Origin of the sequence: Amphibacillus marinus (assembly GCF_900110345.1) — a bacterium.
Lineage (GTDB): Bacteria > Bacillota > Bacilli > Bacillales > Amphibacillaceae > Amphibacillus_D > Amphibacillus_D marinus.
In genome coordinates this window covers 681,533-696,725 of record NZ_FODJ01000001.1, presented here as the reverse complement: position 1 = coordinate 696,725, position 15,193 = coordinate 681,533, and the positions used below count along the sequence as shown (strand labels likewise).

The window sequence follows — 15,193 nt, the reverse complement described above, 5'->3', positions numbered from 1 at the left end:
GGTGCGAACAAGGCGTGGCTTTATTTCAATTGACAAAGGATCAGCGTTTTCGGCAACAAGTAGAGCATGTTCGGCTAGCATATCGTCAGTTACCAATTATCCAAGATGCTGATTATCAAACGTATAACGAATTTTTTATGACGGGCAATCGAACACATTATGAGTCGATCTATTTCACTAAAAGAAAGCGCTTAACATATTTGGGTATTTTATTGCTTAATCAAGCAGAAGATTTAGGGTTAAAAGCAGAACTTGAGAATATTATCTTTTCAATTTGTCATGAGTTTACCTGGTGTTTACCTGCGCATATTGAAAAAGATAGAGAAGAGAATGCCGTTAAGAAGGGGTATACACTCGATTTGTTTGCCTGTGAAACAGCGTTTTCTTTAGCTGAGCTCATTACGCTTTTCAAGGAGCAGCTTGCTGTACCGGTGCAAAATATGGTTAAGGCAGTCATCAATGAACGTATTATTAAGCCATTTTTGGATAGGGACCACTTTCATTGGGAAAGGTCAGCGGATAATTGGACCCCAGTATGTGCGGGCTCAATTGGTATGGTTGCCCTCTATTTACTTGCAGGTGATGAACAGCATGAGGTTATTGAGCGCGTAAAAACAGCTTTAGGCTATTACGTGGCAGCCTTTGGTGATGATGGCGCTTGTTTAGAAGGCATGCAGTATTGGCAGTATGGCTTTCGTTATTTTACTTATTTTGCAGATATGCTTTTTCAGCAAACGAATGGCAAAGTCAATCTATTTTCAGCTAAGAAAATTAAAGCGATTGCAAGTTATCAACAAAAAATGTACTTAAGTGATAGGCATGTTATCAATTTTGCTGACGCTCCGGCACAAATAGAGCCAGCCTTTGATTTAGCCGTATTTTATAACAAACGCTTTCCTAATGACATTCAGCTTCCCACTGGTGAGGTAGCGATAGCGGGACTCGTGGATCATTGTGGGAGATGGCCACAGGCGTATCGGCAATTACTATGGAAAGCTGAGGCCAATCAAGCCACAGGTTGGCAGCCACATACAACAGTCCTGAGCGATGCCCAAGCTTTTATTAGTAACGAATCAAGGTTCAAGTTTGCCTGTAAGGGTGGCCATAATAGTGAACCGCATAATCATAATGATTTGGGCCATTTTATCCTTCATTATAACGGTGAACCGGTATTTATTGACCTCGGAGCAGGGCAATATTCACAGTCCTATTTTTCCAGTAATCGTTATCGGTTTATCCAGACATCATCACAAGGCCATTCGGTTCCAATTATTTCTGGACAAAGCCAACGAGCTGGAAAAAAGGCAACGGCATTGCTGAAACGATGTGCTGAAGCCCAAACGGTTACTTATGACTTAACTACTGCCTATGATGTAACCGATTTACTTTGTTATCACCGGACATTTCAGGTAGTACCTGAGCAATTACGACTAACGGTAACGGATTGCTTCCACTTTAAGATAGGTAATCACAATATAGAACAAAGATTTATCTGCGCTCCGTTAGAAGTTGATGAGAATCGATCAATTTTAAAAGGGCAAGGCTTTAATGTATCCTTTCAACTGGCTGAGCAGAAAAGTGATTATCAAATAGAACCATTGCAGTACGTGGATCACTTCGGAGTGGAGCAAAAGGCACTCTTGTTAAAATCATTTACGCAATTAGCAGGCAAAGCGGTTACGTTAACGACTACATTTACCATTGAGGATAGAGAGGATGTTTAGCTTGGATAACCATAAATTTGAAACGAAACAAGATTACCAGGATGCTCTAATTAAACTTCTTAACCCGCTAAAACGTTATTACGCAGAAGATTGCACATCAATCAATCTCATTGCAACTGGAGCTGGACATACGAGAAAAACGATTGGCATTGAAGCATTTCTGCGCGTTTTATGGGGGGTAGTACCTTTGCTTTCCGGTGGAGGCGATCACAAGCACGCAACAAGATTAATAGAAGGTATACGGAATGGGACCAACCCAAGTCATCCAAATTATTGGGGGGAGGTTACTGATTATGATCAGCTTATTGTCGAGATGGCAGCAATCGGTTATGGCCTTATTTTGGCCCCAGATTATTTTTGGTCAGCATTATCTGTTGAAGAAAGAGAGCGTTTAGTAGCATGGCTTTCGCAGGTTAATAAGGTGAAAGCACATGATTGTAATTGGCTGTTCTTTGCTGTACTTGTCAATCTAGGTTTAAAGCAAATTGGTGTTGCTTATAGCCAATCGACTATTGAGATTAATCTAGCAAGAATAGAAGATTTTTATTTAGCCGAGGGCTGGTATAAGGACGGTATTGATGCTCATATTGACTACTACACGCCGTTTGCTATTCACTTTTATAGTTTAATATACGCGCAGGTAATGGAAAACGAAGATCCTGAACGGGCGTTACGCTATAAAAAGCGTGCCAAGAAGTTTGCCCAGACCTTTGTTAATTGGTTCTCGACCGAGGGGCAAGCAATTCCATATGGGCGGAGCCTTACCTATCGCTTTAGTCAAATTGCCTTCTTTACGGCTTATATTTATGCTGACGTTGACGCTACCGACTTACCGTGGATCAAGGGGTTAATTACCAGCCACTTTCAATATTGGTTTGAGCAACCACTTCTAAATGGAGATGGTACCTTATCAGTTGGCTACACATACCCCAATTTAACAATGAGTGAGAATTATAATGGACCAGGATCACCCTACTGGGCACTAAAAAGCTTTTTAATTCTAGCGTTACCTGATGAACATCCTTTTTGGCAGCTTCCAGTGGCTTCTTTACCAGTTGAAGCTGGTCTTCATGTTGATCAAATAGCTGAACAGACCATTGTTCGATCAGAGGATCTAAAGCATGTTGTTCTGTTTCCAAGTGGATATCATCATACAAACTATCATACGCATACGGCTGCTAAGTATGAGAAGTTTAGTTATTCTACCCATTTTGCTTTTAGTGTTCCGAAATCAGAATGGACTTTAGCTCAAGGTGCGTTTGATTCTATGCTTGCTGTAAGTGAACAGGATGAGTACTTTAGGGTAAAACGTCAAGTGATCGAAAAGACATATACAGAATTGTATTTGTATATGAAGTGGCAGCCTTGGCCAGATGTCACCATTCAAACATGGATTATCCCTGGCTTACCATGGCATGTCCGCATTCACTGTATAAAAAATAATCGTCAGATTCGTTTTGCTGATGGTGGCTATGCACTCGGCACTGGTATAAGTGCTACTTTTAAGCAGACAGAGGTTAGTCAAGCTTATTATTTGCAGTCAGCTACGGGACTAGTTGGCGCTACCTCAATAAGCGGTGCTGGTCAAAGTCAATATCTCCAGCCAAATAGTAACACTAATTTAGTTGCTACGAATACAGTGCTTCCTTATGTAGGCGGGGATTTAGCGTGTGGCGAGCATTGGCTTGTTCATGGTTTCTTTGGCGACCCGAACCCAAATGGTGTTGATCAAGAAGTTCCCCGTTTAATTAAAGAAAAGCAATTACTTCTTAATAACAATATTATTGAGTTGAATTTCTTAAACAGTTTTAAATAAGAGCAAGGAGCTGTAAATATGACAAAAACTTATCAGTTAGTAATAGATCGTTTACTTGACAAAACCAAACAAAATATTAGCCGATTTGGCGATGAATTCCCGCACACAAGCTTGAATGGTAGCTATCAACTAAATCCAAATACCAATTGGACGAATGGTTTTTGGAGTGGAATTTTGTGGCTAAGCTATCAATATTCTAAAGATCAAGATTTTTATAAAGCAGCAGTAAGAACAACGGACTTAATGCGTGAGCGTCTAGAGAGAAACCATGGACTTGATACACATGATATTGGTTTTTTGTATACACCATCAGTTGTTGCACAGGCGATGATTGAAGGGGGGGCTAATGTTAAAGCGGAAGGGTTAAGAGCGGCTGATCGACTCATGAAGCGTTATCGTGAGGATATTGGGATCATCCAAGCTTGGGGACCCCTCAAAGATTCAACTCAAGGTGGTCGTATTATTATTGATTGTTTAATGAATATGCCGTTACTTTTTTGGGCGAGTGAGCAAACCGGCAATCGCCGATACAAAAATGTTGCTACTCAATTTGTTGAACTGGCCAGACGTTATCTCATGCGTGGTGATGATTCTTCGTATCATACGTTCTATTTTAATCAGGACAATGGTCAACCTATAGGTGGGGCAACGCAACAGGGGTATCAAGATGGTTCAACCTGGACGCGTGGACAAGCTTGGGCAATTTACGGCTTTGCTCTGGCTTATCATTACACCAAGGACCCTGCCCATTTAGAAACGTCATTGCGGGCTACGCGTTATTTTATTAAGCATCTTCCAAGTAACAAAGTTGCTTATTGGGATTTTGACGCACCGATAAATGCTGACATTAAACCAGATAGCTCTGCTTCTGCGATAGCTGCTTGTGGTTTTCATGAGTTATTAGATATTCTACCAAGTGAGCACCCAGATCGGGGGTCGATTGAGCAGGTATTAACCGAATCAATGGAGACACTTATAAACGATTATCAGACTCCTGATGATGCTGAGGGGTTACTGGATCATGGCTCATATAGTGTGAGAGAGAATAAATCACCAGATGATTTCACAATCTGGGGTGATTACTTCTTTCTTGAAGCGTTACTACGATTAACAAAGGACTATCGAGGCTTTTGGTATGAGAAGTGATTGGTAATGAGGAATAAGAGAGTGACGAAAGCATTGACTAGAGATGCAGCGCATCCTATAAACGTTTTCGTTGCTTTTTACTTTAAATAGATGTAATAGCTACAAGTATATGGTATTTTTGTCCGTTTTTTGTTATTTTACTAATAGCTACTAGGATAACTGGATATGTTTCTTGTATTTGAAAATGGCAAGTGTTATCATTATGGTTAGAGTTTTAGGCTTTTACAAGCTATTTTTTATGTAATAGAGGAGCGTATAATATGCGTGGATTATTAAAGAAAATCTTCGACGGAAATCATCGTCAATTAAAACAGATTCAAACAACAGTCGATCAAATTGAAGCTCTAGAGTCCGAATATGAGAAACTATCGGATGACGAACTACGAGCAAAGACAGAAGACTTCAAACAACGCTACCAAAATGGAACGTCTTTGGATGATCTTTTAGTTGAAGCCTATGCTGTTGTTAGAGAAGGCTCTAAGCGTGTGCTTAGTATGCGACCATTCCCTGTTCAACTAGTAGGAGCAGTTGTCTTACATGGTGGCGATATTGCCGAAATGAAAACGGGTGAAGGAAAGACCTTGGCCTCTACATTACCAGCATATTTAAATGCTTTATCTGGTAAAGGCGTGCATATCATTACTGTCAACGAGTATTTAGCGGATCGTGATGCACGTGAAATGGGTGAATTATTTAAGTTTCTTGGTTTAACAGTTGGATTGAACGCAAATAGTCTCTCTAAGGAAGAAAAGCGTGAAGCGTATCAAGCAGATATTACTTATGGAACAAATAATGAATTTGGGTTTGATTACTTACGTGATAATATGGTGCTTTACAAAGAGCAAATGGTTCAACGTCCACTTAACTTTGCCATTATTGATGAGGTTGATTCAATTTTAATTGATGAGGCACGAACGCCTTTAATCATTTCTGGCTCAGCACGTAAATCAGCAGCTTTGTACCAACAGGCTAATTCATTCGTCCGAACGTTAAATAAGGAAGCCGATTTCTCTTACGATGTCAAAACGAAAGGGGTCCAGCTTACTGAAGACGGGATTACCAAAGCTGAAAAGTTTTTTGGAGTTGATAACTTATTTGATTTATCCCACGTTACCTTGACTCACCATATTAATCAAGCATTAAAAGCTCACGCATCAATGCATCGTGATACGGATTATGTGGTAGAAGAAGGTGAAGTGGTTATTGTCGATCAATTCACTGGTCGTCTTATGAAGGGACGGCGCTACAGTGATGGCTTGCACCAAGCGATTGAAGCAAAAGAAGGTTTGCAAATTCAAAATGAAAGCATGACCCTAGCTTCCATCACATTCCAAAACCTGTTCCGCATGTATCAGAAGTTAGCTGGGATGACTGGTACCGCAAAGACTGAGGAAGAAGAGTTTAGAAATATTTACAACATGGATGTTCTTGCAATTCCAACAAATCAACCGATTACACGTGATGATAAGCCAGATCTTATTTTTAAAACGATGAAGGGTAAGTTTAGTGCTGTTGTAAATGAAATTAAGGAACGGCACCAAACAGGTCAGCCAGTGTTAGTTGGTACAGTTGCGGTGGAGACCTCAGAATTAATTTCCCAATTATTGAAAAAGGCTGGGGTACGCCACAATGTTCTAAATGCGAAAAATCACTACCGAGAAGCTGAGATCATTGAGGATGCTGGTCAACGGGGTTCAGTTACTATTGCTACCAATATGGCTGGTCGTGGTACAGATATTAAGCTAGGAGAAGGTGTTAAGGAACTTGGTGGACTAGCAGTTATTGGTACAGAGCGCCATGAATCACGCCGGATTGATAATCAGTTACGTGGTCGATCTGGTCGTCAAGGTGATCCAGGCGTGACCCAGTTTTATTTATCAATGGAAGACGAATTAATGCGACGTTTTGGCTCTGATAATATGAAAGCAATGATGGACCGCTTCAACATGGACGATGCTCAACCAATTGAAAGCAGAATGATTTCAAGAGCAGTCGAGTCAGCGCAAAAACGAGTAGAAGGCAATAACTTTGATGCACGTAAGAATGTTTTGTCATACGATGATGTTTTGCGTGAGCAACGCGAGATTATTTATCAGCAGCGCTATGATGTAATTGTTTCAGATAATTTAAAGGATATTGTCGTAAAAATGATTGAGACAGTTGTAAACGAGACAGTCAATGCCCATACTCAGGACGAAGATCAAGCTAGTTGGGACTTACATGCACTGACTGAGTATGTCCACGCCAATTTAGTTGAGGACAATTATTTAATTGAACAAGATTTAGCTAATAAAAAGCCAGATGAAATTAAAGCGTTGATCTTGGAAAAGGTGACTGAGAAATATAGCAAGAAAGAAGAAGAACTTGGCCACGATCAAATGCGTGAATTCGAAAAAGTTATTCTGCTTAGAACGGTTGATACCAAATGGATGGATCACATAGATCAAATGGACCAGCTTCGTCAAGGTATTCATTTACGGGCCTACGGTCAAAATGATCCGTTAGGTGAATACCAAATGGAAGGTTTTGCAATGTTTGAAGCAATGGTCGCTGCGATTAACGAAGATGTTTCACGTTATGTAATGAAGGCTCAAGTTAGAGAGAATCTTCAGCGCCAAGAAGTAGCTAAGAATGCTACTGCTGTTTCGGGTGATCAAGGTAAGAAGGAAAAGAAAAAACAGCCAATTATAAAGAAGGAAACGGTTGGCAGAAATGACGCTTGCCCATGTGGAAGTGGAAAAAAATATAAAAATTGTCATGGTCGCTAAGACAACTTTTTTGAATGGACATCTATCAATAGGTGTCCATTCGATTGATTATAAATCTTAGAGGTGAAGTAAATGGAACTAGTAGAGGTAAAGCAAGAGCTTGAAAAAATGACTAACCGTATTGCGGATTTTAGGGGGTCTCTTTGACTTAGATGAGAGACGCACACGAATAGCAGAGCTTGAAGCAGAGATGACCGATCCAGAGTTTTGGAATAATCAACAAGCTGCACAAAAGGTAATTAATGAAGCGAATGGCTTAAAAGATCTTGTCCAAACCTTTGATCAACATGTCGAATCACTAGATGATTTAGAGGTAAGCTATGAGCTGGTTAAAGAAGAAGCTGATGACGACTTGCAAGCAGAGCTTGAAGATCAGCTAATTGAACTTGGGAAAAAGCTAAATGAGTTTGAATTATTTATTTTGTTAAGTGAACCTTATGATAAAAGTAATGCTATTTTAGAGCTTCATCCCGGTGCGGGTGGAACAGAATCACAGGATTGGGCAAGTATGCTGTTAAGAATGTATACCCGTTGGGCAGATAAAAAGAATTTCAAGGTTGAGACACTTGATTACCTACCAGGAGATGAAGCCGGTGTAAAAAGTGTAACCTTACTTATAAAAGGTCATAATGCTTATGGCTATTTAAAGGCTGAAAAAGGCGTTCATCGCCTTGTGCGCATTTCGCCATTTGACTCATCAGGCCGACGTCATACTTCTTTTGTTTCATGTGATGTTATGCCTGAAATGGATGATGATATTGACATTGCTATTAGTACTGAGGATCTCAAAATTGATACTTACCGAGCCAGTGGTGCCGGTGGGCAGCACGTGAATACAACCGATTCAGCAGTTCGTATTACCCACGTGCCAACAAATACGGTTGTTACTTGCCAATCAGAACGCTCGCAAATTAAAAATAGAGATCAAGCAATGAAGATGTTAAAGGCTAAGCTTTATCAATTAGAGATTGACAGACAACAAGCTGAAATCAATGAATTGCGTGGCGAGCAAAAGGAAATTGGCTGGGGCAGTCAGATTCGTTCTTACGTCTTTCATCCCTATTCAATGGTCAAGGATCATCGCACAACTGTAGAAGTCGGCAATACGCAAGCCGTTATGGACGGTGATCTTGATAGCTTTATTGATGCATATTTAAGACAACAAATGCAATAGTAGAAATGAAATAGCAGGTGCAGGAGAAGGGTAAATTGCCTTTCCTGCATTTTTTCGTATACTCGAAGATCTTCTCGCTCTCTAATATTTTACAAAAAATTCTAGTTATCAAAAAAAATATGAAGGTCACAGCGATAAGTGTTGCGTTAATGTGGAGATAGGGAAGTGTGCTTAGCTTAACACAAAGTGAGTTTTCGTTAATGTGGAGATCGGAAAGTGAGCTCAGGTTAACGCAAGCGCACATTCCGTTAATATGGAGATTGAAATGGATGTTCAGGTTAATGCAAATCGCAATTTTATGTTTGCACCATTAGAAAAACTCACCACTTGTGTTTAGTGATAGTCTTATGTCAATCGTTCTTAATTAACACGGCCTATAATCACACCACTTCTTTGCTTATAAGCTAGTAACGATACAAGTACTAAAAAGACATTGTCCCCTTCGCCCTAACGTGGTATACTCCTTAAAGTTAGCTTTATGAAGAGGTAGAGGTGAGTAGTAGTGAAGCGAAGAACTCGCAGAGATACAATGGCAAGCCATTGGGTCCTTTTTTTTGAATATATGTCTGTCATATTAGGGACGTTTTTTATCGCAACTGGCTTTAATTTATTTTTGCTTCCAAATCAAATTGCCCCAGGTGGTGTAGCTGGGATTAGTACTATTTTATTACACCTATTTGGTTGGGAACCATACATTGTGCAATGGGCAATTAATATTCCATTATTTATGCTAGGCACGCTTATACTTGGACGGAAATTCGGTTTAAAGACACTAGTAGGTACGATCTTTGTTCCGCTATTTGTTTCGTTAACAAATGGTATTAGCCCTGCAACATCTGAACCATTACTTGGTGCCATATTTGGTTGTATGGCATGTGGATTAGGAATAGGGATTGTATTTCGTGGCAAAGGTTCTACTGGTGGAATGGATTTAGCTGCCCAGATTCTGCACAAGTTTACACATATTCCTTTTAATCTTTGTATACCTTTATTAGATGGAGTAATCGTGTTAACCGCAATGCTGGTCTTTTCAATTGAGCAAGGACTGTATGCCTTGATTGGTCTTTTCGTAACAAGTCGGACCATTGATCTTGTTCAGGTGGGTTTTAATAGCTCAAAGAACATTATGGTAATTACGGAGTATGTTGAAGAGGTTAGGACTGCGTTACTTAGTGAAGTTGATCGAGGTGTAACGGTATGGCATGCAGAAGGCGGCTATACGAAGCAAGTAAAGAAAATGGTTATGTGTGTCGTTAACCAAAGAGAGTTTGCCCGAGCACGGCAATTAATTAAGCGAATTGATCCAAATGCCTTTATTGTTGTTATGAATGCTAGTGAAGTAATAGGCGAAGGATTTAAACGCGCATGATTTTTATTCACTTATGCTAAAATTTTTTTAAAAACCTCTGTCAGGAGGTTTTTTTCTTGCCAAAAGTACTTTTTTTCTGCGTTACTAAATGCACTATACTGAATTATTTTTTTTCAAGGGAAAGCTAGTAAATACTTTTTCTGTTTGTAATTTATGGCACGTGATAATAGTCCTTCTATTTTCTTCGCAATAACAAATAAAGGTCTTTAGACCTAGTTTGAAACAAAAATGTAATAAAAAAAACAGTAAAAAAAGTCGATATTGATGTTATAATGTAGTAGATTGAATGCAACCTGCGTAGCAATGTGATTTTACAGCTAAATATACGTTGTTTAGGTGAAATAAATGATTGAAAATAGCACATTATTAAAGAAAAAGGTAATTTTATAGGTTATTAGTATAATAAAAAAGTCGATTTTTGTTAAAGTAGATTAAAGCATGGTTAATAATTTTGATATAAAGGTGAATGATTATATGATTGAAATGCAAAATGTAAAAAAAACTTATCCAAATGGTGTTACTGCATTAAATGGTATAGACATAAATATTGACGCAGGTGAATTTGTTTACCTCGTTGGACAAAGTGGTGCTGGGAAATCAACTTTTACTAAATTGATTTTTAGAGAAGAAGTGGCATCTAGCGGTGAGATCCGTGTTAATGGTGAGGATCTAATAAAGATGAAATGGCGACAAGTTCCGTTCTTACGCCGATCAATTGGCGTTGTTTATCAAGACTTTAAGCTCCTTCCTAAAATGACAGTATTTGAAAATGTTGCATTTGCCCTCGAGGTTGTAGAAGAGTCGCCAAAGCATATTAGAAAACGTGTTATGGATGTACTTGATCAAGTCGGCTTGAAAAATAAGGCGCGTTTTATTCCTGATGAATTGTCTGGCGGAGAGCAACAGCGTGTGGCGATTGCAAGGGCAATTGCCAATTATCCGAAACTCCTTATTGCTGATGAACCGACTGGAAACCTTGACCCAGATACATCGTGGGGTATTATGAAATTATTAGAAGAGATTAATGCAACAGGAACGACGATTATTATGGCGACTCACAGCAAAGAAATTGTTAACACCGTTAGACGACGCGTTATTGCAATAGAGGGTGGATTAGTCGTACGTGACCAGCAAAGAGGGGAGTATGGCTATGAGGCTTAGAACCGTTAAGCGACATTTTCGTGAAGGATTAAAAAACAGTTGGCGTAATAGTTGGATGACATTGGCTTCGATTGCAGCAGTTACGACCACACTTATTTTAGTTGGTACGTTTATCGCATTGTTAATGAATATTAATCATATTGCCCAATCAATTGAAGAGGATGTCGAAATTAAAGTCTATATCGACCTAACAGCTACAGAAGAAAGTATTGATGAATTAGGTGAGCGAATCTCTACAATTACTAATGTGCAAAATGTGACCTTCTCATCTCGGGATGATGAATTGCAGAACCTGATTTCAAGTATGGGAGAACAAGGCAGTGTTTGGGATACCTTCATGCAGGACAACCCATTGCTCGATGCATATGTTGTTGAAGCAATTAATCCTCAGGATACGATGGAAATTGCGGCTGAAATTGAAGATTTTAATGGTGTTGATTATGTTAACTATGGACAAGAGGTTGTTGAAGCACTGTTTGCATTTAACAATTTCGCCCGGAACATTGGTCTTATTTTAATAGCAGCATTGCTGTTTACGGCGATCTTCTTAATATCAAATACGATTAAGATTACTATTTTCGCCCGTCGTAAGGAAATTGAAATTATGAAATTAGTTGGTGCAACAAACTGGTTTATTCGGTGGCCATTCTTTGTCGAAGGTTTACTGTTAGGTGTGTTAGGGAGTATTATTCCAATTGCTCTTTTAGCAGCAATTTATAACTTCTTAATTGGTAGTGCAGCGATTAATCAATTTGATTTCATTCAGATTCTACCTTTCAATCCATTTATTTGGCAGTTAGGTGGCTTAATTCTTCTTATCGGGGCTGGAATTGGCGTATGGGGAAGTGTTATGAGCGTTCGGAAATTTCTTAAAGTGTAAGTCTCTTAAGCTAAGAGACTTCCACTTCTTTATACATAGAAGTATGACAACAATTAACAAAGCAGGGATGGAGGAATTAATTATGATGAAGAGAATGTTAGCATACATAATTATACTTGGTGCAGTCTTAGGAACCTTTGTATTTACTGCTGATTCTGTATCAGCCCAGAGCATTGAGGATTTGCAGGCTGAACTAGAAAAGTTAGAGCTTGAGCGAAAGAGTATTGACTCAGATGCAAGTGATGCTGAGGCGGAGATAGCAGCAAATGAGGAAAGACAAGCAGAAGTCAATCAAAAAATTACTGAAATTGATGGTGAATTAGCAACTACTGCAGCAAATTTAGAAACAAAACAAAATGAAATAAATCAAACAACGCAAGAGATTACCAGAATCGAAGGCTCAATTGCCGAAACAGAAGCAGAAATTGAGCAAACAGAGTTAGACATTGAGCAGTTAGGTGAAGAGATTGAAGATTTAACAGAGCGAATTGCAGAGCGTGATATTCTGTTGAAAAATCGCCTTCGTTCCATTCAACAAAATGGTGGCGATATTAACTATTTAGAGGTTCTTTTAGGCTCACAAAGCTTTGGTGATTTCCTTAATCGGATTACAGCTGTGAATAAGATCATGGATTCCGATAAAAGTATTATGGATGCTCAGCAAGCTGATAAGGAGCAATTAGAAGAAAACAAGGTTTTAGTAGAAGAAAAACAAGAGCAACTTATTGCAGATAAAGCAAAATTAGATCAAGAGCAAACAGAGCTAGAGAATCAACGTGGTGTCCTAGTTGCGCAACAACAAGAGTTGACAAATCTCCAAGCTCAGTTAAATGAGCAGCGTTCTGATCAAGCAAATTATATGGTTCAGCTTGAAGGTGAGCATGAGGAATTAGAGGAATATACAGTTACTTTGGCTGATCAGCAAGATATTAAACGTAAAGAAGCAGCAGCCCTTGAGCGTGCGATTCAAATTGCCGAGGAGGAAGCGGCAAAGAGAGCTGAAGAGGCACGATTAGCTCAATTGGCACAGGAACAAGAAGAGGGTAGCTCAGGCAACCAAGGTGGATCAAGCACGCCACCAGCTTCCGGAGGTAATAGTGGCGGTGGTGGTACCATACTCGGATGGCCAGCATCGACTAGAAGAACGACTTCATCATTTGGCTACCGTACTCACCCTATTACAGGACAGCAAATGTCCTTTCACCGTGGTTTAGATATTGCTGAGAGTGGTAACCAAGATATATATGCCGCTGAAGCTGGTGTTGTCGCAGCAGTTTATACTGAAAATGGTCCGGGCATGCGAGGATATGGGGACGCAATCTTGATTACCCATTATCTAAACATTAATGGAACAAATCGACAGGTTACGACACTCTATGCTCATTTACGGGCAGGTACAACGCAAGTTAGTGTTGGTGACACAGTGTCAAGAGGTCAGAAAATAGCGATGATGGGCAATACTGGGAATTCGACAGGGCAGCATCTTCATTTTGAAGTGCACTTAGGTGGCTGGAGCCCTTCAAATGCAGTCAACCCAGCCAACTATTTATACTAGGTCTGTACAATAAAAATATTAAGACATCACAAACCATCTTGTGATGTCTTTTTTTAATACTTTTATGGTACACTATATAAACAAGAATTTTTATTGAGGTGAAACATGTGCAGATAAAAAAAGGTATTCTAGCGCTCCTAATCATATTTTCCTTTGCAATTGGAGGCTTTGGAACATACGCTGTTATAAGTGGACTTACCAATGATTTAACCGAGGGTGGAGTAGAGCAAGGAAATCAACAATTAACTGAGGAAGAATATGAGGAATTGCTAGCAGGTTTATCAGAACAGGTGGACATGCCTAAAATTGCTCAAGCGTTTAGCTTAATACAGGAAAATTATATTAATGAAGTGACGGATACAGAACTAATTGAGGGTGCGGTCCGAGGGATGCTCGAGACGTTAAATGATCCATATAGTGAATACATGGATCAAGAAACGATGGCTCAATTTAATGAACAGCTTGAATCGTCATTTGAGGGCATTGGTGCTGAAGTAAGTATGATTGATGGTCGTGTTACCATTGTTGCACCAATCAAAGATTCTCCAGCAGAAAAAGCTGGGCTTAGACCAAATGATCAAGTACTAGCAGTTGATGATGAGACCTTAGATGGACTTGATTTATTGGAAGCAGTAGCAAAAATTAGGGGAGAGAAAGGCTCAGAAGTGACGCTTGAGATTCAACGCCCAGGTGTTAACAACACATTAGATTTCATTCTAACTCGTGATACCATTCCGCTTGAAACAGTTTACGCAGAGACAGCTGAGCATAATGGTCAGTTGGCCGGTATTATCAAGCTGACTTCTTTTTCTGAACAAACGGCAAATCGATTTATTGAGGAGCTTGATCAGTTGGAAGAAGAGGGGATTGATGGTCTCGTTATTGATGTTCGAGGGAATCCGGGCGGCTTATTGCCGGTAATTGAAGACATTCTTAAACACTTCGTAACGAGTGATCAGCCGTACATGCAAATTGCTGATGGAAATGATAATAAAGAACGTTATTTTTCCAATTTGGATCAACCTAAGCCTTACCCAGTTACCGTTTTAATTGATGAAGGTAGTGCATCTGCTTCAGAGATTCTAGCCATTTCTTTACAAGAAACAATTGGTGCGGAAATTGTTGGGCAAAACAGTTTTGGTAAAGGTACAGTTCAAAGTACATTAAATATGGGTGATGGTAGCTCAATAAAGCTAACTATTCTTAAATGGTTATCACCAGAAGGTAATTCTATTCATGAGGTCGGCGTTGCACCTACCATTGAAGTTGCCCAACCCGATTATTATTATACAGCCCCAATTCAGCTTGAAGAAACATTAGTTGTTGATAATAGCGATGATAATATTGCTTTTGCGCAAACGATGCTCAAAGGATTAGGGTATGAAATTGATCGAGAAGATGGCTATTTTAATGAAGTAACAGAGCAAGCAGTCGCTAGATTTCAAATAGATCAGGACCTACCTGAAACAGGAGAGCTTGATCAAAATACAGCCGACTTATTGCAACTGCAAATAGTTGAACGGATTCGAGCAAATGAAGATGATCTTCAAGAACAGGCTGCAATTGAAGCGTTATTTTAATATGACCTCCATTATCTAGC

The 15,193-nt window shown here is 39.4% G+C and carries 10 protein-coding genes; all 10 read left to right on the top strand.

Features of this window, described 5'->3' with window-relative positions:
* The first annotated feature begins 14 nt into the window (after positions 1-14).
* The 10 genes from BM000_RS03355 (at position 15) to BM000_RS03310 (ending at position 15,173) form a co-directional block, all read left to right on the top strand.
* Positions 15-1,724: a heparinase II/III domain-containing protein gene (locus BM000_RS03355; protein WP_091494804.1), complete on the top strand. Its 1,710-nt coding sequence runs from the start codon at positions 15-17 to the stop codon at positions 1,722-1,724.
* A 1-nt stretch (position 1,725) separates the two neighbouring features.
* Positions 1,726-3,540: a DUF2264 domain-containing protein gene (locus BM000_RS03350; RefSeq protein ID WP_177178187.1), complete on the top strand. Its 1,815-nt coding sequence runs from the start codon at positions 1,726-1,728 to the stop codon at positions 3,538-3,540.
* An 18-nt stretch (positions 3,541-3,558) separates the two neighbouring features.
* Positions 3,559-4,686 (top strand): glycoside hydrolase family 88 protein, encoded by a 1,128-nt coding sequence (locus tag BM000_RS03345; protein ID WP_091494801.1) that lies wholly within the window; start codon positions 3,559-3,561, stop codon positions 4,684-4,686.
* A 260-nt stretch (positions 4,687-4,946) separates the two neighbouring features.
* On the top strand, positions 4,947-7,454 hold the full coding sequence (gene secA, locus BM000_RS03340) for a preprotein translocase subunit SecA (protein WP_091494799.1): 2,508 nt from the start codon (positions 4,947-4,949) through the stop codon (positions 7,452-7,454).
* 72 nt (positions 7,455-7,526) lie between these two features.
* Positions 7,527-8,628 (top strand): peptide chain release factor 2 gene (gene prfB, locus BM000_RS03335; RefSeq protein WP_143063882.1). Its coding sequence is split into 2 segments (ribosomal slippage): positions 7,527-7,598 and positions 7,600-8,628, totalling 1,101 coding nucleotides; the frame shifts between segments, so codons are not numbered across the junction.
* Between the two features lie 529 nt (positions 8,629-9,157).
* A complete protein-coding gene (locus BM000_RS03330) occupies positions 9,158-9,997 on the top strand; it encodes a YitT family protein (protein WP_091495043.1) in 840 nt (279 codons plus the stop codon).
* Positions 9,998-10,471: 474 nt separating this feature from the next.
* Positions 10,472-11,158 (top strand): cell division ATP-binding protein FtsE, encoded by a 687-nt coding sequence (gene ftsE / locus BM000_RS03325; protein ID WP_091494797.1) that lies wholly within the window; start codon positions 10,472-10,474, stop codon positions 11,156-11,158.
* Positions 11,148-12,038: a permease-like cell division protein FtsX gene (gene ftsX / locus BM000_RS03320; protein WP_091494795.1), complete on the top strand. Its 891-nt coding sequence runs from the start codon at positions 11,148-11,150 to the stop codon at positions 12,036-12,038. Before ftsE ends, ftsX begins: the two co-directional genes overlap by 11 nt.
* Positions 12,039-12,120: 82 nt before the next feature.
* A complete protein-coding gene (locus tag BM000_RS03315) occupies positions 12,121-13,593 on the top strand; it encodes a murein hydrolase activator EnvC family protein (protein WP_177178186.1) in 1,473 nt (490 codons plus the stop codon).
* A 107-nt stretch (positions 13,594-13,700) separates the two neighbouring features.
* Positions 13,701-15,173, top strand: coding sequence for a S41 family peptidase (locus tag BM000_RS03310; RefSeq protein WP_091494791.1), 1,473 nt, complete (start codon positions 13,701-13,703; stop codon positions 15,171-15,173).
* The last annotated feature ends 20 nt before the right edge of the window (positions 15,174-15,193 follow it).

Coding starts and splice junctions, on each gene's coding strand:
- BM000_RS03315 (WP_177178186.1), top strand. CDS start 12,121: ATGATGAAGAGAATGTTAGCATACATAATTATACTTGGTGCAGTCTTA.
- BM000_RS03345 (WP_091494801.1), top strand. CDS start 3,559: ATGACAAAAACTTATCAGTTAGTAATAGATCGTTTACTTGACAAAACC.
- BM000_RS03330 (WP_091495043.1), top strand. CDS start 9,158: ATGGCAAGCCATTGGGTCCTTTTTTTTGAATATATGTCTGTCATATTA.
- secA (WP_091494799.1), top strand. CDS start 4,947: ATGCGTGGATTATTAAAGAAAATCTTCGACGGAAATCATCGTCAATTA.
- ftsX (WP_091494795.1), top strand. CDS start 11,148: ATGAGGCTTAGAACCGTTAAGCGACATTTTCGTGAAGGATTAAAAAAC.
- ftsE (WP_091494797.1), top strand. CDS start 10,472: ATGATTGAAATGCAAAATGTAAAAAAAACTTATCCAAATGGTGTTACT.